The 23,565-nt window shown below is 67.6% G+C and carries 25 protein-coding genes; 22 read left to right on the top strand and 3 right to left on the bottom strand.

Annotated features, from left to right (window positions below; translation table 11 throughout):
• Positions 1-26: 26 nt before the first annotated feature.
• A complete protein-coding gene (locus HWX00_RS33850) occupies positions 27-614 on the bottom strand; it encodes a malonic semialdehyde reductase (protein ID WP_175027926.1) in 588 nt (195 codons plus the stop codon).
• A 237-nt stretch (positions 615-851) separates the two neighbouring features.
• On the opposite strand from HWX00_RS33850, the gene HWX00_RS33845 reads away from it, so the two are divergent.
• From HWX00_RS33845 to HWX00_RS33825, 5 genes are all read left to right on the top strand, one after another.
• On the top strand, positions 852-1,448 hold the full coding sequence (locus HWX00_RS33845) for an alpha-ketoglutarate-dependent dioxygenase AlkB family protein (protein ID WP_175027925.1): 597 nt from the start codon (positions 852-854) through the stop codon (positions 1,446-1,448).
• A 303-nt stretch (positions 1,449-1,751) separates the two neighbouring features.
• On the top strand, positions 1,752-1,958 hold the full coding sequence (locus tag HWX00_RS33840) for a hypothetical protein (RefSeq protein WP_034189904.1): 207 nt from the start codon (positions 1,752-1,754) through the stop codon (positions 1,956-1,958).
• Between the two features lie 135 nt (positions 1,959-2,093).
• Entirely contained in the window at positions 2,094-2,279 is a 186-nt protein-coding gene (locus tag HWX00_RS33835) for a hypothetical protein (RefSeq protein ID WP_069706373.1), read from the top strand.
• A gap of 99 nt (positions 2,280-2,378) precedes the next feature.
• On the top strand, positions 2,379-2,858 hold the full coding sequence (gene tecA, locus HWX00_RS33830) for a type 6 secretion system effector deamidase TecA (RefSeq protein ID WP_049035372.1): 480 nt from the start codon (positions 2,379-2,381) through the stop codon (positions 2,856-2,858).
• 270 nt (positions 2,859-3,128) lie between these two features.
• Complete coding sequence (locus tag HWX00_RS33825) at positions 3,129-4,022, top strand: IclR family transcriptional regulator (protein WP_175027924.1); 894 nt, start codon at positions 3,129-3,131, stop codon at positions 4,020-4,022.
• A gap of 101 nt (positions 4,023-4,123) precedes the next feature.
• On the opposite strand, the gene HWX00_RS33820 is transcribed toward HWX00_RS33825, so the two are convergent.
• A complete protein-coding gene (locus HWX00_RS33820) occupies positions 4,124-5,203 on the bottom strand; it encodes a porin (protein WP_034189900.1) in 1,080 nt (359 codons plus the stop codon).
• Between the two features lie 446 nt (positions 5,204-5,649).
• On the opposite strand from HWX00_RS33820, the gene HWX00_RS33815 reads away from it, so the two are divergent.
• The 17 genes from HWX00_RS33815 (at position 5,650) to HWX00_RS33735 (ending at position 20,784) form a co-directional block, all read left to right on the top strand.
• On the top strand, positions 5,650-5,967 hold the full coding sequence (locus HWX00_RS33815) for a non-heme iron oxygenase ferredoxin subunit (RefSeq protein WP_006489883.1): 318 nt from the start codon (positions 5,650-5,652) through the stop codon (positions 5,965-5,967).
• A gap of 1 nt (position 5,968) precedes the next feature.
• Positions 5,969-6,280 (top strand): recombinase-like helix-turn-helix domain-containing protein, encoded by a 312-nt coding sequence (locus HWX00_RS33810; protein WP_034189899.1) that lies wholly within the window; start codon positions 5,969-5,971, stop codon positions 6,278-6,280.
• A gap of 54 nt (positions 6,281-6,334) precedes the next feature.
• Complete coding sequence (locus HWX00_RS33805; protein WP_175027923.1) at positions 6,335-7,417, top strand: aromatic ring-hydroxylating dioxygenase subunit alpha; 1,083 nt, start codon at positions 6,335-6,337, stop codon at positions 7,415-7,417.
• Positions 7,410-8,180 (top strand): SDR family oxidoreductase, encoded by a 771-nt coding sequence (locus HWX00_RS33800; protein ID WP_034189897.1) that lies wholly within the window; start codon positions 7,410-7,412, stop codon positions 8,178-8,180. Before HWX00_RS33805 ends, HWX00_RS33800 begins: the two co-directional genes overlap by 8 nt.
• Positions 8,181-8,209: 29 nt before the next feature.
• Complete coding sequence (locus HWX00_RS33795; protein WP_034189947.1) at positions 8,210-8,737, top strand: cupin domain-containing protein; 528 nt, start codon at positions 8,210-8,212, stop codon at positions 8,735-8,737.
• 18 nt (positions 8,738-8,755) lie between these two features.
• The gene (locus tag HWX00_RS33790) at positions 8,756-9,652 is read left to right on the top strand and encodes an alpha/beta fold hydrolase (RefSeq protein ID WP_034189896.1); all 897 of its coding nucleotides are present in this window, start codon (positions 8,756-8,758) and stop codon (positions 9,650-9,652) included.
• Positions 9,649-10,506 carry an IclR family transcriptional regulator gene (locus tag HWX00_RS33785; protein ID WP_069706375.1) on the top strand — a complete coding sequence of 286 codons (858 nt, stop codon included), beginning with the start codon at positions 9,649-9,651 and terminating at the stop codon, positions 10,504-10,506. The genes HWX00_RS33790 and HWX00_RS33785 overlap by 4 nt, the downstream gene beginning before the upstream one ends.
• A complete protein-coding gene (locus HWX00_RS33780; RefSeq protein ID WP_049030514.1) occupies positions 10,503-11,300 on the top strand; it encodes an SDR family oxidoreductase in 798 nt (265 codons plus the stop codon). Before HWX00_RS33785 ends, HWX00_RS33780 begins: the two co-directional genes overlap by 4 nt.
• Entirely contained in the window at positions 11,293-12,960 is a 1,668-nt protein-coding gene (locus HWX00_RS33775) for a thiamine pyrophosphate-binding protein (protein ID WP_175027922.1), read from the top strand. Before HWX00_RS33780 ends, HWX00_RS33775 begins: the two co-directional genes overlap by 8 nt.
• Complete coding sequence (locus tag HWX00_RS33770; protein WP_175027921.1) at positions 12,953-13,768, top strand: aspartate dehydrogenase; 816 nt, start codon at positions 12,953-12,955, stop codon at positions 13,766-13,768. The genes HWX00_RS33775 and HWX00_RS33770 overlap by 8 nt, the downstream gene beginning before the upstream one ends.
• Positions 13,769-13,840: 72 nt before the next feature.
• The gene (locus tag HWX00_RS33765) at positions 13,841-15,331 is read left to right on the top strand and encodes an aldehyde dehydrogenase (protein WP_175027920.1); all 1,491 of its coding nucleotides are present in this window, start codon (positions 13,841-13,843) and stop codon (positions 15,329-15,331) included.
• Positions 15,332-15,349: 18 nt separating this feature from the next.
• Positions 15,350-16,312 carry a VOC family protein gene (locus tag HWX00_RS33760; RefSeq protein WP_034189890.1) on the top strand — a complete coding sequence of 321 codons (963 nt, stop codon included), beginning with the start codon at positions 15,350-15,352 and terminating at the stop codon, positions 16,310-16,312.
• Positions 16,309-17,553 (top strand): NAD(P)/FAD-dependent oxidoreductase, encoded by a 1,245-nt coding sequence (locus HWX00_RS33755; protein ID WP_034189889.1) that lies wholly within the window; start codon positions 16,309-16,311, stop codon positions 17,551-17,553. Before HWX00_RS33760 ends, HWX00_RS33755 begins: the two co-directional genes overlap by 4 nt.
• 27 nt (positions 17,554-17,580) lie before the next feature.
• Positions 17,581-18,981 (top strand): MFS transporter, encoded by a 1,401-nt coding sequence (locus HWX00_RS33750; RefSeq protein ID WP_034189888.1) that lies wholly within the window; start codon positions 17,581-17,583, stop codon positions 18,979-18,981.
• A 173-nt stretch (positions 18,982-19,154) separates the two neighbouring features.
• Positions 19,155-19,706: a GNAT family N-acetyltransferase gene (locus HWX00_RS33745; protein ID WP_049032715.1), complete on the top strand. Its 552-nt coding sequence runs from the start codon at positions 19,155-19,157 to the stop codon at positions 19,704-19,706.
• Between the two features lie 76 nt (positions 19,707-19,782).
• Complete coding sequence (locus HWX00_RS33740; RefSeq protein WP_124610034.1) at positions 19,783-20,196, top strand: PPC domain-containing DNA-binding protein; 414 nt, start codon at positions 19,783-19,785, stop codon at positions 20,194-20,196.
• Positions 20,197-20,271: 75 nt separating this feature from the next.
• The gene (locus HWX00_RS33735; protein WP_124610035.1) at positions 20,272-20,784 is read left to right on the top strand and encodes a DUF4274 domain-containing protein; all 513 of its coding nucleotides are present in this window, start codon (positions 20,272-20,274) and stop codon (positions 20,782-20,784) included.
• A gap of 113 nt (positions 20,785-20,897) precedes the next feature.
• Here HWX00_RS33735 and acnB read toward each other — a convergent pair whose 3' ends face one another.
• Positions 20,898-23,483: a bifunctional aconitate hydratase 2/2-methylisocitrate dehydratase gene (gene acnB, locus HWX00_RS33730; protein ID WP_034189884.1), complete on the bottom strand. Its 2,586-nt coding sequence runs from the start codon at positions 23,481-23,483 to the stop codon at positions 20,898-20,900.
• Positions 23,484-23,565 lie beyond the last annotated feature (82 nt).

Here is a 23,565-nt window from a genome sequence, read left to right as displayed (position 1 = left end):
CGTGAACGGGCCCGCGCTCGCAACCGTTATTCGATGCGTGCGATGTCGTCGAAATCGAAGCGCGGGCTGCGCGGGAACAGGCCGGCCGGATCGCCGTAGCCGAGATTCACGAGGAAGTTGCTCTTGATCGCGGTGCCCGCGAAGAATTCGGCATCGACCTTCGCGCCGTCGAAGCCCGACATCGGGCCCGCGTCGAGGCCGAGCGCGCGTGCGGCCAGGATCAGGTAAGCGCCTTGCAGCGACGCGTTGCGGAACGTGGTGGCCTCGATCAGCGCATCGTTGCCGGCAAACCAGCTGCGTGCGTCGGCGTGCGGGAACAGGCGCGGCAGGTGCTCGTGGAACGCGTAGTCCATCCCGACGATCACGGTGACGGGCGCGGCCATCGTTTTCGCGAGGTTGCCTTCGGACAGCGCGGGTTTCAGGCGCGCCTTCGCATCGGGCGACTTCACGAACACGAAGCGCGCGGGGCTCGAGTTCGCCGACGTCGGGCCGAATTTCGTCAGGTCGATCAGGCGGTGCAGCAGCGCGTCGTCGACGGGTTTGTCCTGCCACGCGTTGTGCGTGCGGGCGGAGCGAAACAGTTGATCGAGGGCGGAATCGGAGAGCGTCGTCATGATGGGATCCGGGAAGAATGCGGCCGGGTCGCGCCGGCCGGCATGGCGGAGAAAAGCGGCGCCCCTCGGCGGGGCGTGCCGCGACACGCCGCGATGATAGCGTGATGCGCGAATGCGCATCGCGGCACGCGGCCGCTTCCTTTCATCGGCGAATGACAGCGCATGGCGGGGCGGGGCGCCGTTGGCTAGTATGCAGACAGGCCTCGTTCGTTCCGTTTCTCGCCCGTTCCTTCCGACATGTCGACCCCCGATTTCTTCGCTGACACGCCCGTGCCCGACGTGGACTGGTATCCCGACTGGCTCGCGCAACCCGATGCCGATCGCGCGCTGGCCGCGCTGATCGGCGAGGTCGCCTGGCGGCAGGACACGATCCGCACGCCGCGCGGCCGCCTTCCGTTGCCGAGGCTGACCGCGTGGCAGGGCGAGCCGGATGCCGTCTACGTGTACTCGGGGATCCGCAACGTGCCCGCGCCGTGGACGCCGGCCGTGCTCGACCTGAAGCAGGCGGTCGAGGCGACGTGCGGTACGCGCTTCAACAGCGTGCTGCTCAATCGCTATCGGAACGGGCTGGACGGCCTCGGCTGGCATGCGGACAACGAGCCGGCGCTCGGGGATGAACCGGTGATCGCATCGGTGAGCCTCGGGGCGATGCGCGTGTTCGATCTGCGCCACCGCGCGACCGGCATCACGCATGCGTATCGCCTCGTGCACGGCAGCCTGCTCGTGATGCGCGGGCGCACGCAGGCGGAATGGCAGCACCGCGTGCCGAAGGCGCCGGGTGTGCAGGGCGAGCGCGTCAACCTGACTTTCCGGCGCGTGATGTCCGCCGGATAGGTCGCGCCCCGTTTATGCGATCCACGAATGGCCGACGCAAGCAATCGTTCGCGTGTGCGGCACGTTGCCGCACGAATGCGATGCCGCATCGCCCCGCGCGGTGCGGAAGCCCGTGCCGTATGGGTTTCAGTCAGTTTCGATCGACCGGCCGGTTCCGATAGATGAGTGAAACCTCTGATGGTGCGTCGCAACAATTATTGACTAGACTGTCAAATGGCAGAAGCGCGTCGGCACACCGGCGCGACCCTTTCGACATGCCTCGAGTGTGGCCTATGCGGCGCGCAAGGGGCGGGAGCAAAACGCGTGACCGTACTCGACCCTTCCTTCGAACCCTCGCTGCACGTCTTCGAGCAAGACGGCGGATGGCAATGGGCGCTGACGGTGAAGCGGGCGACCGGCGTCGGTGTGAAAGTCGTTGCGTTCAGCCAGGAAGGCTTTCGCGGCGAGGCCGAGGCGTACGCCGCCGGCCAGCTTGCCCGCGCCGAATATGACGCAGCCGTGACGGCCTGACGCCGTCGCGGCGGTCCGCCCGAGGATCGCCTCTCGCCGTCCCCCTTTCGCCGCCCGCCGCCGGGCGGTGCTTGCCCGATTCCTTTCCGTTTTCAGCTTTTTGTCCGCCGCGCGGCGCGCATCGCGCGACACCGCATGCGGGACGTCGTCACGCGCGTCGAGTTCGTGTCGCTCGGCGATCCCGGTGCCGATGCGACGCTGCGGCAACTGCTCATGACCGGCCCGCTGGCGGAGCCGCGGCCCGACATGCCGCAGCCGTTGCGGGTGCGCCCGCGGCTCGCGCCGAATCCCGACGCGTTGGCGGCGGCGCGCACGCCGTGACACCCGGAGCAGGGTCGGCGCCGGCGGATATCGTAATAAGATATGAGGTTATCGCGCCGGCGGGACGACGGCGTCCGTTTTCCTCACAAGGAGCTATCCATGCAACTGACCCAGCTAGGCGGGCATGTCGCCCAATCCGGCCTCGGCGAAAGGCAAAAACACGCGCAGGCGCTGATGTTCGGGATGGCCAACATCAACGAGTACGTGTCCGGCGGCGTCTGCTACGACGCCGCGGCCTATGTCCGGTATCTGCTGCGTGCCGACGCGCTGATCGCGCCCGGTGCGCTGCTCGACACGATCGGCCAGCTGTGGAAGTCGCGGTTCAACTTCGAGACCGGCGATCAATGGGACGGACGCGCGAGCATTCCGGCGGGCACCGCGGTCGGCTTCTCCAGAAACGGCAACGTGTTTCATGCGGCGATCGCCGTCGGCGGCAGCCGGATCCGCGCGATCAACGGCGGCCTGCTGGGCAGCGGCTGGATGTATGCGGTCGATCTCGCGCGGGTGCTGGAGCCGGATCCGGCCGGCGGCTTCACCTACGACCGCGCGAACATTCGCGTCTACCTGTCGCGCCTGTAGGCGATCCGGCGCGCCACGCCGGACACGGGCCGGCCGCACCTCGGCGGTGCGGCCGGCTGCCCGCCGTTCGGCGATTCCCGCATGGCGTCGCGCCGTCCAACGCTGCTATCCTCTCGACCTTGAATGACACCGCATCGCGGTGTGGATGCGCATGTTGCGTCACGGCGTGCGTGCCGGTGCGATCCGGCGCGCGCGCTGAGGTAGCATGACTGAATATCCACGATGATCCATGACCTGTTTCGTGACTGATTTCCTTTCGTCCATGTCCACATGGTCAAGACAACGATGAGCGGCGCACCCGATCCGGCGGCGCCCGGCGACGACGAATCGTCCGGCGGCGCGTCGTCCTACCTGGTGCCGGGGCTCGAACGCGGGCTGCGGATCCTGGCCGAATTCTCCGCGCGCGAGCCCGTGCTCGGCGCGCCGGAACTGTCGAAGCGCATCGGCATTCCGCGCACGACCACGTTCCGCCTGCTGCAGACGCTCGAGGCGCTCGGCTTCCTCGAGCGCGTGAACGGCGACCGTTATTTCCGGCTTGGCGTCGGCGTGCTGCGGCTCGGTTTCGAATACCTGAACTCGCTTGAATTGACCGATCTCGGTACGCCCGTGCTCGAACGGCTGCGCGATGCGACCGGCCTGTCGACGCATCTGCTGATCCGCGACCAGCGCGACGTCGTGTTCGTCGCGAAGGCGCAGAGCAATACGTCGATGTTCGGTTCGGTGAAGGTGCACGTCGGCACGCGCTTGCCCGCGCATGCGACCGTGCACGGCCACGTGCTGATGGGCGACCTCACGCGCGACGCGTTGCGTCAGCTCTATCCGGAGAAAAAACTCGAGCAGTTCACCGAGCGCACGCCGGGCAGCGTCGACGAGCTGTACGAACGCGTGCGCCACTACGCGCGGCTCGGCTACGCGGTCAGCGAGGCGGCGTTCGAGAGCGGCATTTCGGCGGTGACCGCGCCCGTGCGCGATCAGTCGGGCTCGATCGTCGCGGCGATCACCGCGACGGTGCCGCGTTCGGAGATCGGCGAGGCCGGCGAGAAGGAACGGCTCGTCGAAGCCGTGTGCGGCGCGGCGGTCGACCTGTCGCAGCGGCTGAACTATCGTCCGCTCGAAAGCGATCCGACGTTCGCGCACGCGCGCCACAAGGTCGCGATGTTCTGACATCGACGCTTCGGGCAGGCCGCCGCACGCGGCCGCGCACAGAAGAAAGAGCGGCCCGCGGGCCGCTCTTTTCGTTTCAGGCGCCGGACGCCCGGCACCGCTCAGAACGAGTGATGGATCCCGGTCAGGACGATCACCTGGTTCGCGGTGCTCGACACGCCGGCCGTGAAGAACGCGGCCTTCGCGCCGCCCGACCCGTGTTCGTAGAGCACGTTCGCATAGAGCTGCGTGCGCTTCGACAGCGCGTAGATGTCGCCGAGCTCGACCTGCGTCCAGCGGCGGCCGGCCAGCGTCGTGGTCGCCGCACCGCCCGCGATCGTGTTGAACGCGCTGCTGCGGTAGTTCACGCCCGCGTCGTAGCTCTGGAACGTATCCGAATAGCCGTTCGACTGCATCTTCGTGCGCGTGTAGAGGCCATGCACGAGGAAGTCGCCGAACTGGTAGGACGCGCCCGCGCCGATGTTCTCGACCTTGTTCGCGAGATAGCCGTTCGCGGTGTTCTGCCCCTGGAACGACGTAATGCCGGTCTGGCTGATCAGGATCGAGCGGTCGTGCTCGTTCGAGTACACGGCCGACGCCTTGAACGGCCCGTTCGCATAGTTCAGCGCGACGCCGACCGACTTGCCGGTCGAGAAGTTCGTCGTGTTGCCGAGCGCCAGCGTGGCCGCGGCCGAGAAGCCCGCGAAGGTCGGCGAGCGGTACTTGACCGCGTTGTTGTACGGCACGTTGCCGGTCGCGGCGAGCCCGTCGATGTTGCCGGGGTGGAACGCGTACCAGCTCAACGCGAGGTAGGCCGTGCTGAGCGGATCGAGATAGTCGAACGACAGCGGCGTCTGGCGGCCGAGCGTCAGCGTGCCGTAGCGGTCGGAGCTCAGGCCGACGAATGCCGCGCGGTTCCAGATCGTGTTCGCGGTCGCGAACTGGCCGTTGTTCGTATAGAAGCCGTTTTCGAGCTGAAAGATCGCCGACAGGCCGCCGCCGAGATCTTCCTTGCCCTTCAGGCCCCACCGGTCGGGCTGGGTGTTGCCCTGGATCATCGCCCACTTTGCATGGCCGCCGACGTTGTTCACGTATGCGACGCCCGCATCCAGGCTGCCGTACAGCGTCACGCTGCTCTGCGCCCACGCGCCCGACGCGGCGCCCAATCCGACCACTGCTGCTGCTACCGCATGCTTGACCATTTGATCTCCTGAATCTCCAACCTGATGAAAACGTGCCATGGCGGCATGTGCGGGGACGGCCGGCCGTCGCACTGGGGTTCGCCATTTGGTGGGCATTTTTGTGTTCCATACAAGGAACGACGTGCCTCTGATGGAATGGAGTATAGAGTCGTCAAGCACCGTATCAAAAATAAATTTTTCGGGCCGGAAGGGTTTTCCGACGATGCCCGGCATCGGTGCGTGATGCCCCGAAAATGACGATAAATGCCCGTCACACAACAAAAAATTACATTTGACAAGGTGATCGAAGGCGATCGCCGATCGCACGGTCAGTGTTTTCCCTAGGACATGCAGCTTTTTATTTTACTCACGGAAGGTCGCTCCTATAATCACCATCCATAAACTGATGTTCCTGATATGGAACAAATCGGAACAAACCGAGAGTCGATCAGAAGGAAGGGTGCGAGATGTCAGAGCAATGGATTTGCGCCGGTCACGCCGGCGCGCTGTCGGAAGACACGCCGATCGAGTTCAAGCGGACCGACGGCGTCGAAATCGGGATCTATCGCGTCGGCGACGACGTGTATGCGCTCGAAAACGTGTGCCCGCATGCGTACGCGCTGCTGACGCAGGGGTTCGTCGACGAAGGCACGGTCGAATGCCCGCTGCACGAGGCCGTGTTCGACATCAAGACGGGCGAATGCCTGAAGGGTCCGGGCGGGCGCGCGCTGAAGCAGTACGCGGTGCGCCTCGCCGGCGAGGAAATCCAGATCAAGGTGGAATGACATGAAAGAAGCGACCGTCAACTTCAATCCCTTCCTGAAGCCGTGGGTGGCGCCGCAGCCGAACAACGTCGCGGGCAAGGGGCAGATCGAGATCCCCGGCCAGGTCGAGAACCAGGTCTGGCAGAACCGCAAGGCCGCGCCGACGCAGTACGAGAACGATCTCGGCGATGCGCTCGAGCGCGTGTTCGAAGCCGGTGCGACCGAGCTGGACGACGTCGTCGCGGGCCTGAACCGCATCGGCTTCCGCGCACCGGACGGCACTGCGTGGACCGCCGAACGTTTCCGCGCCGAAATGGCCGCGCTGGCGGAATGAGCGCGCCGCGCGCGTGAACGCCGACCCGACGACAACCGCATCCGGAGCACACTGATGACGTCCCCCGTACAACACGCAGTCCAACACGCAGTCCAACACGACCCGGTCCGTGACTATCTCGACCGCGGCATCAAGAACTACTGGTATCCCGTTGCACCCAGCTGGCAGGTGTCGAATGCACCCGTCGGCCTCACGCGCCTGTCCGAGCAGATCGTGCTGTGGCGCGATCACGACGGCAAGGTCCACGCGCTCGAGGATCGCTGCCCGCACCGCGGCGCGCGCCTGTCGCTCGGCTGGAACCTCGGCGGCAGCATCGCGTGCTGGTATCACGGCATCGAAGTCGACGGCGGCGGCACCGTCAACCGCGTGCCGGCCGTATCGAACTGTCCGCTCGAAGGCACGAAGTGCGTGAAGTCGTACCCGGTGGAAGAGAAGGCCGGCGCGATCTTCCTGTGGTTCGGCGACGAAGCGCACGGCGAGCCGGCGCCGCTGAACCTGCCCGAGGAACTGGTCGCCGACGAGTACGCCCATTTCCTGTGCGTGTCGAACTGGAAGTGCAATTACCAGTACGCGATCGACAACGTGATGGACCCGATGCACGGCGCGTACCTGCACGCGACGTCGCACTCGATGGCCGAAGGCGACAAGCAGGCCGACATGCGCGTGCGCAAGACGGAAACGGGCCTGATGTTCGAGAAGACCGGCCAGCGCGACGTGAACTTCGACTGGGTCGAGCTCGGCGAAACGGGTTGCCTGTGGATGCGCCTCGCGATTCCGTACAAGCAGAAGTTCGGTCCGGGCGGCAACTTCGGGATCATCGGCTTCGCGACGCCGGTCGACGGCGACAACTGCCAGGTCTATTTCTGGCGGACGCGCAAGGTCGGCGGCTGGCGGCGCGACGTGTGGCGCTTCATGTACCGCAACCGTCTCGAGGGCCTGCACTGGGACGTGCTCGAGCAGGACCGCTACGTCCTCGAAAGCCTCGCGCCGCACGCGCGCGATCACGAATACCTGTACCAGCACGACGTCGGCATCACGCGCGTGCGCCGGATGCTGCGCCAGCGTGCGCAGGAACACCTGTCCGCACTCGATGCGCATCGCGCGGCACACGCCGCTTCGGAGCCCGCGAATGGCTGAGCTCGCTCCGGTCGTGCCGCTGCCGGGGCGCCGCGTGCTCGTCACGGGCGGCGCACGCGGTCTCGGTGCGGCGTTCGTGAGGGCGCTCGCCGCCGCGGGCGCGCAGGTCGCGTTCGGCGACGTGCTCGTCGAAGAGGGCCGCGCGCTGGCCGCGGAACTCGCGCAAGCGGGCCACGCCGCGCATTTCCTCGCGCTCGACCTGGCCGATCCGGCGAGCATCGACGCGTTCGTCGCGCAAGGTGCCGCGGCGCTCGGCGGCATCGATGCGCTGATCAACAACGCGGCGATCACGAACTCGGGCGGCAAGCTGTCGACGGAGCTCGACGTGTCGACGTGGGACGCCGTGATGAACGTGAACGTGCGCGGCGTGTGGCTCGTCAGCAATGCAGCGCTGCCGCACCTCGCGCAGTCGGGCCGCGGCGCAATCGTGAACCTCGCATCGGACACCGCGCTGTGGGGCGCGCCGAAGCTGCTCGCGTACGTCGCGAGCAAGGGCGCGGTGATCGCGATGACGCATGCGCAGGCACGCGAGTTCGGTGCGCACGGCGTGACGGTCAACGCGATTGCGCCTGGGCTCACCGAAGTCGAGGCGACCGCCTACGTGCCGGCCGAGCGTCACGCGTTCTACCTGCAGGGCCGCGCGCTGACGCGCGCGCAGGTGCCCGACGACGTGACGGGCCCCGTGCTGTTCCTGCTGTCGGACGGCGCGCGCTTCGTGACGGGTCAATTGCTGCCGGTGAACGGCGGCTTCGTAATGAATTGATGTTTTCACACTGAATGAAGGAGTGGACGATGGCGGACGCCGATCTCGAACGCAAGTCGTGGGACCAGCCGGAAGGCGCAAGCTTCAACGACTGGATGGAAGGGCGTGTCGCGCGTTACGCGACGCGGCGCTACGACTGGGACGCGCTGAAGTTCCAGGCCGACTACGACCCGAAGTACCGCCGCGCGCAGATGCGCTACGTCGGCACGGGCGGCACGGGCGTCGCGAAGGACGTCAACACGGTGCCGGCCGGCGGCTTCACGTTCTCGACGATGGTCATTCCGGCCGGCAACATCGGCCCGAGCCACATCCACACCGACGTCGAGGAAATCTTCTTCGTGCTGCGCGGCAAGATGAAGGTCATCTGCGAGCGCGACGGCGAGACATGGGAAGCGATCCTCGGCGAGCGCGACCTGATCTCGGTGCCGCCGGGCGTGTATCGCACGGAAATCAACGTTGGCGAGGAAGATGCGCTGATGTGCGTGATGCTCGGGTCACCGAAGCCGATCACGCCGACGTATCCGCCCGATTCGCCGCTCGCGAAGATCAAGCGTTGAGACGGAGCCGGTGAAGCAATGAGTGTCATCGACAAACGTGAACGCGACCGCACCGCGGCGTTCGCCGCGCTGCTCGGGCAGTTTCCCGAGCAGCGTTGCGCGGCCGGCGCGGCGGGCACGATCGGTTACCGCGAGGCCGGCGCGCAGCATGCGGGCCGCGCGCTGCCCGTCGTGCTGCTGCACGGGATCGGCTCGGGCGCCGCATCGTGGGTTCGCCAGCTCGACACGCTCGGCGCGTCGCGGCGCGTGCTCGCATGGGATGCGCCCGGTTACGGCGTGTCGACGCCCGTGCACGGCGCGTCGCCGGATGCCGCCGATTACGCGGCATCGCTGAACGCGTGGCTCGAGGCACTCGGCATCGAACGCTGCGTGCTGGTCGGTCATTCGCTCGGCGCGATCGTCGCGGGCGGTCTCGCCCGCGCGGTGCCTGCGCGGATCGCCGGCCTGCTGCTGGTATCGCCCGCGGGCGGTTACGGCAGCGCGCCGGCCGATACGCGCGACGCGCGCCGCGACGCGCGGCTCGCGATGCTCGCGGCGCTCGGTCCGGCCGGGCTCGCCGAGCAGCGCAGCGGCAACATGCTGTCCGGTTTCGCGAACGAGGAAGCGAAGGCGTGGGTGCGCTGGAACATGGCGCGCATCGTGCCGGCCGGCTACGCGCAGGCCACGCACCTGCTCGCGAATGCCGATCTCGCGACCGATCTCGCCGGCTTTCGCGGCCGCACGGCCGTGGCCGTCGGCGCGCACGACGCGATCACGCCGCCCGCCGCGTGCGAGCGGATCGCCGCGGCCGCGCACGTCGCGCTGCAGGTGATTCCGCAAGCAGGCCACGCCGGCTACGTGGAAGCGCCGGCCGTTTATTCCGCCTTGATCGACGGTTTCTGCCGTCAATGCGACCCACAGCGGGGGCTGGCATGAGCGAACCGCTGCAACGACCGGCATCCGAACACGCGAAGGCCGACGCGAACTATGTGGTGCCGGGCCTCGAACGCGGGCTGCGGATTCTGGCCGAATTCTCGCCGCGCGAGCCGGTGCTCGGCGCGCCCGAACTGTCGAAGCGGCTCGGCATTCCGCGCACGACGGTGTTCCGTCTGCTGCAGACGCTCGAATCGCTCGGCTTTCTCGAGCGTGCGGACAAGGATCGCAACTACAAGCTCGGCATCGCCGTGTTGCGGCTCGGCTTCGAATACCTGAGCTCGCTGGAGCTGACCGATCTCGGCCTGCCGGTGATCGAAAGCCTGCGCGATGCGACCGGCTTCACGACGCACATCGTGATCCGCGACGGCCGCGACGTGGTGTTCGTCGCAAAGGCGCAGAGCCAGTCGCCGGTGTTCAGCTCGATCCGCGTGAACGTCGGCACGCGCCTGCCCGCGCATGCGACGACCCACGGCCATGTGCTGATGGGCGACCTGTCGCTGAAGGAGCTGCATGCGCTGTATCCGGACGGCGCGCTGACCCGGATGACGAGCGCGACGCCGGAAACGGTCGACGCGCTGTACGACGTGATCCGCGAGGATGCGCTGCGCGGCTACGGCGTCAGCAATTCGTCGTTCGAGCGCGGCATCTCGGTGGTCACGGCGCCGGTGCGCAACGAGACGCAGAAGATCGTCGCGTGCATCACGGTGACGGTGCCGCGTCCGGAGATTGACGCGGCGCTGATCGCGGACGGGCTGATCGACAAGGTGCAGCGCGCGGCGGCGGAATTGTCGCGGCGGCTCAATTACCGCTCGGATGACGAGCACACGTTTCTGAAGGCTTTAGGACTCCGATGATTCAGATCGATCTGACCGGGCAGGTCGCGGTGGTGACGGGCGGTTCGTCCGGCATCGGCCTCGCGACGGCCGAACGGTTCCTGCAAGCGGGCGCGTCGGTTGCAATCTGCGGCCGCGACGGCGACCGCCTGGCGCGCGCCGAAGCGATGCTCGGCGGGAAATACCCGGGCGCGCAACTGCTCGCCGCGCGCTGCAACGTGCTCGACGAAGCCGACGTGGCCGCATTCGCGCAGGCGGTATCGGCGCGCTTCGGCCGTGCCGACATGCTGGTCAACAACGCCGGCCAGGGTCGCGTGTCGACCTTCGCCGATACGACCGACGACGCATGGCGCGAAGAACTCGAGCTGAAGTACTTCAGCATCATCCGCCCGACGCGCGCGTTCCTGCCGCTGCTGCGCGACGCGCAGGCGCCGACGATCACGTGCGTGAACTCGCTGCTCGCGCTGCAGCCGGAGCCGCACATGGTCGCGACGTCGTCGGCGCGCGCGGGCGTGCTAAGCCTCGTGAAGTCGCTCGCGACCGAACTGGCGCCGCAGCGCATCCGCGTGAACTCGATCCTGATCGGCATCGTCGAGTCGGGGCAGTGGCGCCGTCGCTACGACACGCAGGCGCAGCCCGGCGAAAGCTGGGACGACTGGACGGGCGCGCTCGCCCGCAAGAAGAACATTCCGCTGAACCGCTTCGGCAAGCCTGACGAGGCCGCCTGGGCACTCTTTTATCTCGCAACGCATCTGTCGTCGTACACGACGGGCAGCCATATCGACGTTTCTGGAGGCTTTGCACGCCATGTCTAAAAAAACCACGGTTGGCGAGCTGATTGCCGCCTTTCTCGAGCAGTGCGGCGTGAAAACCGCATTCGGTGTCATCTCGATCCACAACATGCCGATCCTCGACGCGATCAACTCGCGCGGCAACATCCGGTATGTCGGCGCGCGCGGCGAAGCGGGCGCATTGAACATGGCCGACGGGCTGGCCCGCGTGTCGGGCGGCCTCGGCGTCGCGTTCACGAGCACCGGCACCGCGGCCGGCAATGCGGCCGGCGCGATGGTCGAGGCGCTGACGGCCGGCACCGCGCTGCTGCACGTGACGGGACAGATCGAGACGCCTTACCTCGACCAGGATCTGGCGTACATCCACGAAGCGCCCGACCAGTTGTCGATGCTCGACTCGATCTCGAAGGCCGCGTTCCGCGTGCGCACCGTCGAAACCGTGCTGCCGACGATCCGCGAAGCCGTGCGCATCGCGCAAACGGCGCCGACGGGCCCCGTGTCGGTCGAGATTCCGATCGACATCCAGGCAGCCGAAATCGAATGGCCGGAAGACCTCGCACCGGCGCACGTCACGGTGCGCGAGCATGACACCGCGCGCGTCGCGAAGCTCGCCGACGCACTCGCGGCGAAGCGCCGCCCGCTGCTGTGGCTCGGCGGCGGTGCGCGCCACGCGCGTGAGGAAGTCGAACGCCTCGTGAAGCTCGGCTTCGGCGTCGTGACGAGCGTGCAGGGCCGCGGCGTGCTGCCCGAGGATCATCCGGCGACGCTCGGCGCGTTCAACCTGCACGCGTCCGTCGAGGCGTTCTACAAGACCTGCGACGCGCTCGTCGTCGTCGGCTCGCGCCTGCGCGGCAACGAGACGCTGAAGTACAAGCTCGCGCTGCCGCAGCCGCTGTTCCGCGTCGACGCCGATGCGCTCGCCGACAACCGCGGCTACCGCAACGAACTGTTCGTGCACGGCGATTCGAAGCGCGTGCTGGCCGAACTGGCCGATTGCCTCGAAGGCCGCCTGTCGGTCGATCCGCAATTCGCGGCCGATCTCGCGGCGGCCCGCGAACAGGCGGTGGCCGACGTGTCGAAGGGCCTCGGGCCGTACAAGAAGCTCGTCGACACGCTGCAGGGCGCGGTCGGCCGCGACTACAACTGGGTGCGCGACGTGACGATCTCGAACAGCACGTGGGGCAACCGCCTGCTGAAGATCTTCGAGCCGCGCTCGGGCGTGCATGCGCTCGGCGGCGGCATCGGCCAGGGCATCCAGATGGGCATCGGCGCGGCGCTCGCGGGCGCCGCGGCGAAGACGGTCTGCCTCGTCGGCGACGGCGGCCTGATGGTCAACGTCGGCGAACTCGTGACGGCCGTGCAGGAAAACGCGAACGTGATGATCGTGCTGATGAACGACCAGTGCTACGGCGTGATCCGCAACATCCAGGACGCGCACTACGGCGGCCGCCGCTGCTTCGTGCAGTTGCACCAGCCCGATTTCGCGCAGTTCTGTGCGAGCTTCGGCCTCACGCACTACCGGATCACGTCGCTCGACGACGCCGAGGCGATCGTGCGCGAAGGGTTGGCGAAGGACGGGCCGGTGATGGTCGAAGTCGACATGCTGTCGGTCGGCACGTTCGCGTCGCAGTTCGCGGGCCCGCCGGTGAAGAAGGAAGCGCCGACGGAGCGCCAGTATGCGTAACGCGCACGCACTCGTCGACGTCGCGATGATCGGCTTCGGCGCGATCGGCGCGGCCGTGTACCGCGCGGTCGAGCACGATGCGTCGCTGCGCGTCGCGCACGTGATCGTGCCGGAACACCAGCGCGCGGAGGTACAGCGCGTGCTCGGCGGTGCGGTGGAGGTCGTGTCGTCGGTCGACGCACTGGCCCGCCGCCCCGAGTTCGCGCTCGAATGCGCGGGCCACGGCGCACTCGTCGATCACGTCGTGCCGCTGCTGAAGGCCGGCACCGACTGCGCGGTCGCCTCGATCGGCGCGCTGTCCGATCTCGCGCTGCTCGACCTGCTGTCGCGGGCGGCCGACGAAGGCGGCACGACGGTGACGCTGCTGTCGGGCGCGATCGGCGGCATCGACGCGCTGGCGTCCGCGAAGCAGGGCGGCCTCGACGAAGTGCTGTACGTCGGCCGCAAGCCGCCGCTCGGCTGGCTCGGTACGCCGGCCGAGGCCTTGTGCGACCTGCATGCGATGACCGGGGAAAAGGTGATCTTCGAAGGCACCGCGCGCGACGCCGCGCGGCTGTATCCGAAGAACGCGAACGTCGCGGCAACCGTGGCGCTCGCGGGCCTCGGCCTCGACGCGACGCACGTGCGGCTGATCGCCGATCCGGCGGTCGAGCGCAACGTGCACCGCATCACCGCGCGCGGCGCGTTCGGCGAGATGTCGCTCGAAATGAGCGGCAAGCCGTTGCCCGACAACCCGAAGACGTCCGCGCTGACGGCGTACAGCGCGATCCGCGCGCTGCGCAACCGCGCGGCCCGCTGCGTGATCTGACCGGGCCTTGGACCGTCCGCCCGCGCCACGGCGAGGGCGGACGCGCAGACACAGAATTGTGGGACTTGTGACATGACTCCTTTCGATACCAGCCTCGTACCCGACGGCACCATCCTGGTGGGCGGCGAGTGGCGGCGCGGCCGTGGCGAGCCCTACGCGAGCATTTATCCGGCCGACCAGTCGCTGAACATGGAAGTGTCGACGGCGAACGCGGAAGACGCGGCCGAAGCCGTCGAGGCCGCCGACGCCGCCTGGCGTCGCGCCGACTGGGCCGGGCTGAAGCCGCACCAGCGCGCGCAGGTGCTGTACCGCATTGCCGACCTGATCATGCAGCGCCACGAGGCGCTCGCGAATCTGCAGCGCCGCGACAACGGCAAGCCGATCGGCGAGACGCGCGTGCTGGTGGCGAGTGCGGCGAACACGTTCCGCTATTTCGCGGCGTGCCTCGAGACGCTCGACGAGGAACTGACGCCGTCGCGCGGCGATTACCTGACGATGAGCGTGTACGAGCCGATCGGCGTGATCGCGGCCATCACGCCGTGGAATTCGCCGATCGCGTCCGATGCGCAGAAGCTCGCGCCGGCGCTCGCCGGCGGCAACGCGGTCGTGCTCAAGCCGGCCGAAGTCACGCCGCTCGTGTCGCTCGCGCTGGCGCGCATCTGCGAGGAAGCCGGCGTGCCGAAGGGCGTGCTGAGCGTGCTGCCGGGCAAGGGCTCGGTGATCGGCGACGTGCTCGTGCGCCATCCGCTGGTGAAGAAGGTGTCGTTCACGGGCGGCACCGAAGTGGGCCGCGGCATCGCGCGCCTCGCGGCCGAGAAGCTGATGCCGGTGTCGCTCGAACTCGGCGGCAAGTCGCCGACGATCGTCTGCGACGACGCCGATCTCGATCACGCGGTCAACGGCGTGCTGTACGGCATCTTCAGCTCGTCGGGCGAAGCGTGCATCGCCGGTTCGCGGCTGTTCGTGCAGCGCGCGGTGGCCGACGAATTCATGAAGCGCCTGGTGGCCGGCGCCCGCAAGCTGCGCGTGGGCGACCCGACGCGGCCCGACACGCAGATGGGGCCGCTGATCACCGCGAAGCATCGCGAATCGGTGGAGCGCTACGTCGCGCTCGGTCTCGAGGAAGGCGGCCGCCTGCTGTGCGGCGGCGAGCGGCCGTCGGGCGACGGGCGCGAGAACGGCTTCTTCTATCAGCCGACGATTCTCGAAGGCTTGCCGAACAGTGCACGCATCTGCCAGGAAGAAATCTTCGGGCCCGTGCTCGTCGCGATGCCGTTCGACGACGAAGCGTCGCTGATCGCGCAGGCGAACGACAGCGTGTTCGGCCTCGCGGCCGGCATCTGGACGCGCGACTACAAGCGCGCCTGGCGCATCGCGCGCGCGCTCGAAACGGGCACCGTATGGATCAACACGTACAAGCTGTTTTCGATTTCCACGCCGTTCTCGGGCTGGAAGGAGAGCGGAATGGGGCGCGAGAAAGGGCGTCTCGGCATCCGCGAGTACATGCAGCAGAAGAGCCTCTACTGGGGCTTGAACGACGCGCCGCTGCCGTGGGCGAACTGAGCGAAGGGGAATGACGCAATGAGCATTTTGGGAATCGAGCAGATCACGTACGGCGTCGACGATCTCGCGACCTGCCGGCGCTTTTTCGCCGACTGGGGGCTGAAGGAAATCGCGTACGACGACACGCGTGCGCGTTTCGAGACGCTGAACGGCTGCACCGTGCTGGCCGTCAAGGCCGACGATCCGGCGCTGCCGCCGGCATTCGAGGCGGGTCCGACGCTGCGGGAAGTCACGTGGGGCGTCGCGACGCAGGGCGAACTCGACGCGCTGCGCACGACACTCGCCGGCCAGCCCGGCTATTACGCGCAGGACGATGCGGTCGGCTGTATCGACCCGAACGGCATGGCGATCCGCATCGAAGTCACGCGCAAGCGCGCCCTCGACATCACGGGCTCGCCGTCGAACGTGTGGGGCCGGACGCTGCGCGTCGACCAGCCGAGCCCGATCTATGCACGCGCGGAGCCGGTCGAGGTCGGGCATGTCGTGTTCTTCACGAACTGCCTCGACGCGCAGGAAAAGTTCTATCACGAACTGCTCGGCTTCGAGACGTCGGACCGCTACCCGGGCCGCGGCGCGTTCATGCGCTGCGCGCCGCACGGCGGCCACCACGACCTGTTCCTGCTCGCGCTGCCGACGGGCAAGCGTGGCCTGAACCACGTCGCGTTCACCGTGCGCGACATCCATGAAGTGTTCGGCGGCGGCATGCACATCGACCGCTGCGGCTGGGAAACGCAACTCGGTCCGGGGCGGCACCCCGTGTCGTCCGCGTACTTCTGGTACTTCCAGAACCCCGCCGGCGGCCTGATCGAATACTACGCGGACGAAGACATGCTGACGCCCGAATGGCAGCCGCGCGAATTCGAGCCGGGCCCGACCGTGTTCGCCGAATGGGCCGTCGACGGCGGCCTCGACGGCAACACGCGCCGGCAGAAGCACGCGCAGGCGCCGGAAGGCAAGTTCATGACGGAGCGCAAATCATGACCGAAGCGAATACGTCCGCGCAGCCCGCGCCGGGCACGGTCGTCGTGATCGGCGGCGGCCAGGCCGCCGGCTGGGTGCTGAAGACGCTGCGCGCGCAAGGCTACGCGGGCCGTCTCGTGATGATCGCCGACGAGCCGCACCTGCCGTACGAGCGTCCGCCGCTGTCCAAGGCCGTGCTGGCCGGCGACGCCGACATCGAGACCGTGCGCGTCGTGCGTCCCGACGAATTCGACGCGTTGAACGTCGAGGCGTGGCAGCCGGAACGCGCGGCCTCGATCGACCGTGCGCGACGCGTGGTGACGACCGCGAGCGGGCGCGAGATCGAATACGACCGGCTCGTGATCGCGACCGGCGGCACGTCGCGCCGCCTGCCCGATTCGATCGTCAGGACGCCGAATCTGCATTACCTGCGCACGCTCGACGAAGCGGCCGCGCTCGGCGAGAAACTGCGTGCGAGCCGGCGCGTGCTCGTGATCGGCGGCGGCTGGATCGGTCTCGAAGTCGCGGCGACCGCGCGCAAGCTCGGCGTCGACGCCGTCGTGGTCGAAGGCGCGCCGCGGCTGTGCGGCCGCTCGGTGCCGCAGATCGTGTCGGATTTCCTGCTCGACCTGCATCGCTCGAACGGGGTCGACGTGCGCACGGGCGCGGCGCTCGCGTCGCTCGACCCGCAGCCGGACGACGCATCGAAGGTACGCGCAACGCTCGCCGACGGCACGACGATCGACGCCGATTTCGCGGTGGCCGGCATCGGCCTCGCGCTGAACGCGTCGCTCGCGAGCGATGCGGGGCTGGCGGTCGACGACGGCATCGTCGTCGACGAATTCGGCGCGACCAGCGACCCGGCGATTTTCGCGTGCGGCGACGTCGCGAACCATCACAACGGCTGGCTGAAGCGGCGCGTGCGGCTCGAATCGTGGGCCAACGCGCAGAACCAGGCGATCGCGGCGGCGAAGGCCGTGCTCGGCGTGCGCGCGCCGTACGCGGAGATTCCGTGGTTCTGGTCCGATCAGTACGACGTGAACCTGCAGATTCTCGGCGATCTGCCGGCCGATGCGCAGCTCGTCGTGCGCGGCGAGCTCGCCGCGCGCCGTGCGACGCTGTTTTTCGTGGGCGATGGGCAGGTGAGAGGTGTCATCGCCGTGAACAACGCACGTGAGCTGAAGCTCGCGCGCAAGTGGATGAACCAGGGCCGGGCCGTGGATACGGAAGCCCTGGCAGACACAACCCAAGCGCTTGCCTGACCGGCGAAAGACCAGGAGATCCCCCGCATGAGCACTTTCGACAACGTCGTGGCCGGTCGCGCCACGATGGAAGCTGCCGCCTCCACGCCCGGCGCGATCATCGCGCGGCTCGAGCGGCTTCCGGCCAACGCGATGCAGATCCGCGCGCGCGTGCTGATCGGCACCGCGACATTCTTCGACGGCTTCGACGTGATCACGATCGCGGCGACGCTGCCGTTGCTGATTCACAAATGGGGACTGTCGCCGACGCAGATCGGCATGCTGATCGCGTCCGGCGCGATCGGCCAGCTGATCGGCGCGTTCCTGTTTCCCGCGCTCGCGGAAAAACACGGTCGCGTGAAGGCGATCGCGTGGAGCTCGGCCGTGATCGGCATCACCAGCATCGCGTGCGGCTTCGCGCCGACCTTCGAGGTGTTCGTGCTGCTGCGGATCCTGCAGGGGCTCGGGCTCGGCGGCGAGCTGCCGGTCGCCGCGACGTACATCAACGAGATCACGCGCGCCCATGGCCGCGGCCGTTTCGTGCTGCTGTACGAGATCGTGTTCCCGATCGGGCTGCTCGTGTCGATGGCGCTCGGTGCGTGGCTCGTGCCGCGCTTCGGCTGGGAAATCATGTACTTCGTCGGCGGGTTGCCGCTGATCCTGGCGCTCGTGCTGACGCGCCTCGTGCCGGAATCGCCGCGCTGGCTCGCGTCGCGCGGACGGCTCGCGGAAGCCGGGCGCGCGACGAGCGCGTTCGAAGCGTCGGTGCGCGGCGATCTGCCGCCCGTCACGCAGACGGCCGCGTTCGACGAGATGGTGCGCCAGCATCCGAAGCGCAGGATGAGCGACCTGTTCCGCGCCGCGTATCGCAAGCGCACGCTCGCGGTGGCGACGTTGTGGGCGACCTGCGGGTTCATCCAGTACGGGCTGTCGACGTGGCTGCCGACGATCTACAAGAACTTCTATCACGCACCGCTGCAGCTCGCGCTGAATCTCGCGGTGATCGGCTCGGTGATGGGCGTGCTCGGCTCGCTGGCCTCCGCGCTGCTGGTCGACAAGCTCGGCCGCAAGCCGGTGATCGTGTGGTCGTTCGTGCTGTGCGCGCTGTCGCTGGCGCTCGCGGGTGTCTATCACGCGTCGTCGGTGTACGTCGTCGCGATCTTCTGCTCGCTGTCGCTCGGGTTGATGGCGTCGGGGTTCATCACCGCGTACGTCTACACGCCGGAGCAATATCCGACGAGCATCCGCGCGTCGGGCTGCGGGCTCGGCAGCGCATGGCTGAAGATCGCGTCGTTCGTCGCGCCGATGGTCGTGCCGCACGCGATCATCGGCGGGAACCTCGCACCGGCGTTCTACCTGATCGGCATCGTGCCGCTGATCGCGGCGGTGACCGTGCATTTCGTCGGGATCGAGACGAAGGGGAAGGTGCTGGAGGCGCTGGAGGCGTGAGCGCATGCCGCGATGGCGGATGAAGTGAACGGAAGGGCCCGGGTGAGGTTTCCCGGGCCTTCTTGTTTCGGGGCGACCCGGTCGTGTCGCGTGGTTGGCCGCTCGGGTGCGCAATTGTTGACGGACGGCTGGCGTGTTCTAATTCACGGTCGCCATTTCGTCAGACCATTGCCATGCCCCTGTTCGAACCCGTCACGCTGGATACCTCCCGCCTCGTCCTGAGGCCGCCTCGCGAAGCCGACGCGCAGGCGTTCTTCGAGATCTGGTCGGATGCCGAAGCGATGCGCTATTTCTCGTTCTCGCCGATGACGCGGATCGAGCAGGCCGCGGAGCGCGTCGCGCGCAACCTGACGACGTCCGCGAGCGGGCAGGACCTGATCTGCGTGCTCGAACTGCGCGAAACCGGCGAGGCGCTCGGCGAATGCGTGCTGTTCCATGCGCACGAGCAATGCCGGCGCGCCGAGATCGGTTTCAGCCTGCGGCCCAGGTTCTGGCGCGGCGGATACATGCGCGAAGCGGCGACGGCCGTGATCGAGCATGCGTTCGGCGTGCTGAAGCTGAACCGGATCGAGGCCGATATCGATCCGCGCAACGTCGCGTCGGCGCGGCTGCTCGAAAGCCTCGGCTTCGCGCGGGAAGGGCTGCTGCGCGAACGCTGGATCGTCGGCGACGAAGTGTCGGACAGCGCGTTGTACGGGTTGCTGGCGAGCGATCGGCGCGGGTGAGCCGGTGTGACTTGCCCGATTCGCGAGACGAACGTACGCTTTGTCGATACCACGGTCCACCAGCGGGTTCTCGTCCATGCAAGCCCATCCCCTGCGTCTGTCCCCCGGCGACGATCTGCGCGGCGCCATCGAGACGGCATTACGCCAGCACGAATCGCACGCCGCCTTCGTCATCCAGGGCATCGGCAGCCTGAGCGTCGCGCAACTGCGCTTCGCCGGTGTCGACGCGCCGACCGAACTGCGCGGCGACCTCGAAATCCTGACGCTGGCCGGCTCGGTGTCGCCTGACGGCGCGCACCTGCACATGTCCGTTTCCGACGCGCATGGTCGCGTGTCCGGCGGCCATGTGTCGAGCGGCTGCGTGGTGCGCACGACGGCCGAGATCCTGCTCGTGCTGCTGCCCGCGCACCGGTTCTCGCGCGAGCTCGACGCGGGCACCGGCTTCAACGAACTGGTCATCCGGCGAGGGCAGGGTGGCGGCGCCGCATGAGTGTCGCGCCGCGGCGCTGGCATGGCCGATCATTCGAGCCCTTCTCGTTACCGCTCATTCCGCAAGATACGATTCATGAACGACTCCGACATCGAACAGAAGGCGTGGGACCTCGTCCGGGCCTGGCTCGAAGGCGCGACGCCCGAGCAGTGGCACCGGTTCGCCGCACGCTCCAATTACGACGGCAACGGCCGCGCGTTGCGCTGGCTGCTGGACAACCGCAACGTCGATCGCGCGACCGCGTTGCTGATCTACTGGAATCTCGGCGCTGCGTGGTTCGTGCAGTACGCGAACGAAAGCGATCTGGGCCACGCGTCGTATCAACGCGATACGTTCCGGCTGCTTCGTGAAATCGAGCAACGGTACGCCGACGGCTATTACGCCGATCACGGAATCTGGTTCGATCCGTACGACTTCGATGGCGCGGGGCCGAACGATTATCCGGACGTCCCGGTCGCGCGGCCCGTGCCGGCGCTGATGCTGCAGCCGACCGACGGCCGCGAGTACGTCGATCTCGAAGAAGCGGACGGGTATGACGAGGGTTTGCCGTTCGACGTGGTCGAGCAACTGCACGCGCTGTACGACTGACCGGGCGGGCGCGTCCGGCCGATGACGCATAAAAAAGGCGCCGCAGCCATTCGGCCCGCGGCGCCTATCGGTGCGCTGCGACGTCGACCACCCGCCGCAGCCCGACTGCGTGCTTAGATCTGCACGGTGTCGGCCACTTCCTTGAAGTCTTCGATCTGGTCGAAGTTCATGTACTTGTAGATCTTGTCGCCGTTCGCGCTGAGCACACCCATGTCGGCCATGTACTCTTCCTTGGTCGGGATCTTGCCCAGACGCGAGCAGATCGCCGCCAGTTCCGCCGAGCCGAGATACACGTTCGTGTTCTTGCCGAGACGGTTCGGGAAGTTGCGGGTCGACGTCGACATGACCGTCGCGCCTTCGCGCACCTGAGCCTGGTTACCCATGCACAGCGAGCAGCCCGGCATTTCGGTGCGTGCGCCGGCCGTGCCGAACACGCCATAGTGGCCTTCTTCCGTCAGCTGCTTCTGGTCCATCTTGGTCGGCGGCGCGACCCACAGCTTGACCGGGATGTCGCGCTTGCCTTCCAGCAGCTTCGACGCGGCACGGAAGTGACCGATGTTGGTCATGCACGAGCCGATGAACACTTCGTCGATCTTCGCACCGGCGACGTCGGACAGCGTCTTCACGTCGTCCGGGTCGTTCGGGCAGGCGACGATCGGCTCGTGGATGTCGGCGAGGTCGATCTCGATGACGGCCGCGTACTCGGCGTCGGCATCCGGCGCGAGCAGTTGCGGGTCGGCCAGCCACTGTTCCATCGCCGCGATACGGCGCTGCAGGCTGCGCGGATCCTGGTAGCCCTGCGCGATCATCCACTTGAGCAGCGTGATGTTGCTGTTCAGGTACTCGATGATCGGTTCCTTGTTCAGGTGCACCGTGCAACCGGCGGCCGAACGCTCGGCGGACGCATCCGACAGCTCGAACGCTTGCTCGACCTTCAGGTCGGGCAGGCCTTCGATTTCGAGGATGCGGCCCGAGAAGATGTTCTTCTTGCCTTGCTTGGCGACCGTCAGCATGCCTTGCTTGATCGCATACAGCGGGATCGCGTTGACGAGGTCACGCAGCGTGACGCCCGGCTGCATCTTGCCCTTGAAGCGGACCAGCACCGATTCCGGCATGTCCAGCGGCATCGTGCCGGTGGCGGCCGCGAACGCGACGAGGCCCGAGCCCGCCGGGAAGCTGATGCCGATCGGGAAGCGCGTGTGCGAATCGCCGCCGGTGCCGACGGTGTCGGGCAGCAGCATGCGGTTCAGCCACGAGTGGATCACGCCGTCGCCCGGGCGCAGCGCGATACCGCCGCGCGTGCTGATGAAGTTCGGCAGCGTCTGGTGCGTCTTCACGTCGACCGGCTTCGGATACGCGGCGGTGTGGCAGAACGACTGCATCACGAGGTCGGCCGAGAAGCCGAGGCAGGCGAGATCCTTCAGTTCGTCGCGGGTCATCGGGCCCGTGGTGTCCTGCGAGCCGACCGAGGTCATCTTCGGTTCGCAGTACGTGCCCGGGCGCACGCCCTGGCCTTCCGGCAGACCGCATGCGCGGCCGACCATCTTCTGCGCGAGCGAGAAGCCCTTGCCGCTGTCGGCCGGCTGGTGCGGCAGGCGGAACAGCGTCGACGGCGCGAGGCCGAGCGCTTCACGCGCCTTCGCGGTCAGGCCGCGGCCGATGATCAGCGGAATGCGGCCGCCGGCGCGCACTTCGTCGAACAGCACGTCGGACTTGACCTGGAATTCGGCGATCACTTTGCCATCTTTCAGCGCCTTGCCTTCGTACGGGCGCAGTTCGACCACGTCGCCCATTTCCATCTGCGACACGTCGAGCTCGATCGGCAGCGCGCCGGCATCTTCCATCGTGTTGTAGAAGATCGGGGCGATCTTGCCGCCGAGGCACACGCCGCCGAAGCGCTTGTTCGGGACGAACGGGATGTCTTCGCCGGTGAACCACAGCACCGAGTTGGTGGCCGACTTGCGCGAGGAGCCGGTGCCGACCACGTCGCCCACGTACGCGACCAGGTGACCCTTTTCCTTCAGCGATTCGATGAACTTGACCGGGCCGCGCTTGCCGTCTTCTTCCGGCGTGATGCCCGGGCGCGCATTCTTCAGCATCGCCAGCGCGTGCATCGGGATGTCCGGGCGGGTGGTGGCGTCCGGCGCCGGCGACAGGTCGTCGGTGTTGGTCTCGCCCGTCACCTTGAAGACGGTGATGGTCAGGCTTTGCGGCACTTCCGGACGGCTCGTGAACCATTCGGCGTCGGCCCAGCTCTGCAGCACGGCCTTCGCGTGCGCGTTGCCCTTGTCGGCGAGTTCCTTCACGTCATGGAACTGGTCGAACATCAGCAGGGTTTTCTTCAGCGCGTCGGCCGCGACGGCCGCGACCGCGTCGTCGGACAGCAGCTCGATCAGCGGCTGGATGTTGTAGCCGCCCAGCATCGTGCCGAGCAGTTCGGTGGCGCGTGCGCGCGAGATCAGCGGGCAGGCGGTTTCGCCCTTGGCCACGGCGGCCAGGAAGCCGGCCTTCACGCGGGCGGCTTCGTCGACGCCGGCAGGCACGCGATGGGTGATCAGGTCGACCAGCGTCTGCTCTTCGCCGGCCGGCGGGTTCGTCAGCAATTCGACCAGTTCGGCGGTCTGCTGGGCCGTCAGCGGCAGGGGAGGAATACCGAGCGCGGCGCGGGCGGCCACGTGAGCACGAAAGTTTTCAAGCATGGGGAGACCTGCTGATATTGCGTTTGAGGGGAAGGCCTTGCCGGCACTCCGGGGCGATTCCAGGCACTGCTTTGAGCGGGAT

It is taken from the genome of Burkholderia seminalis DSM 23518 (genome assembly GCF_902832885.1).
Lineage (GTDB): Bacteria > Pseudomonadota > Gammaproteobacteria > Burkholderiales > Burkholderiaceae > Burkholderia > Burkholderia seminalis.
The sequence above is the reverse complement of the archived record's forward strand: the minus strand, read 5'-3'. Positions and strand labels throughout refer to the sequence as shown.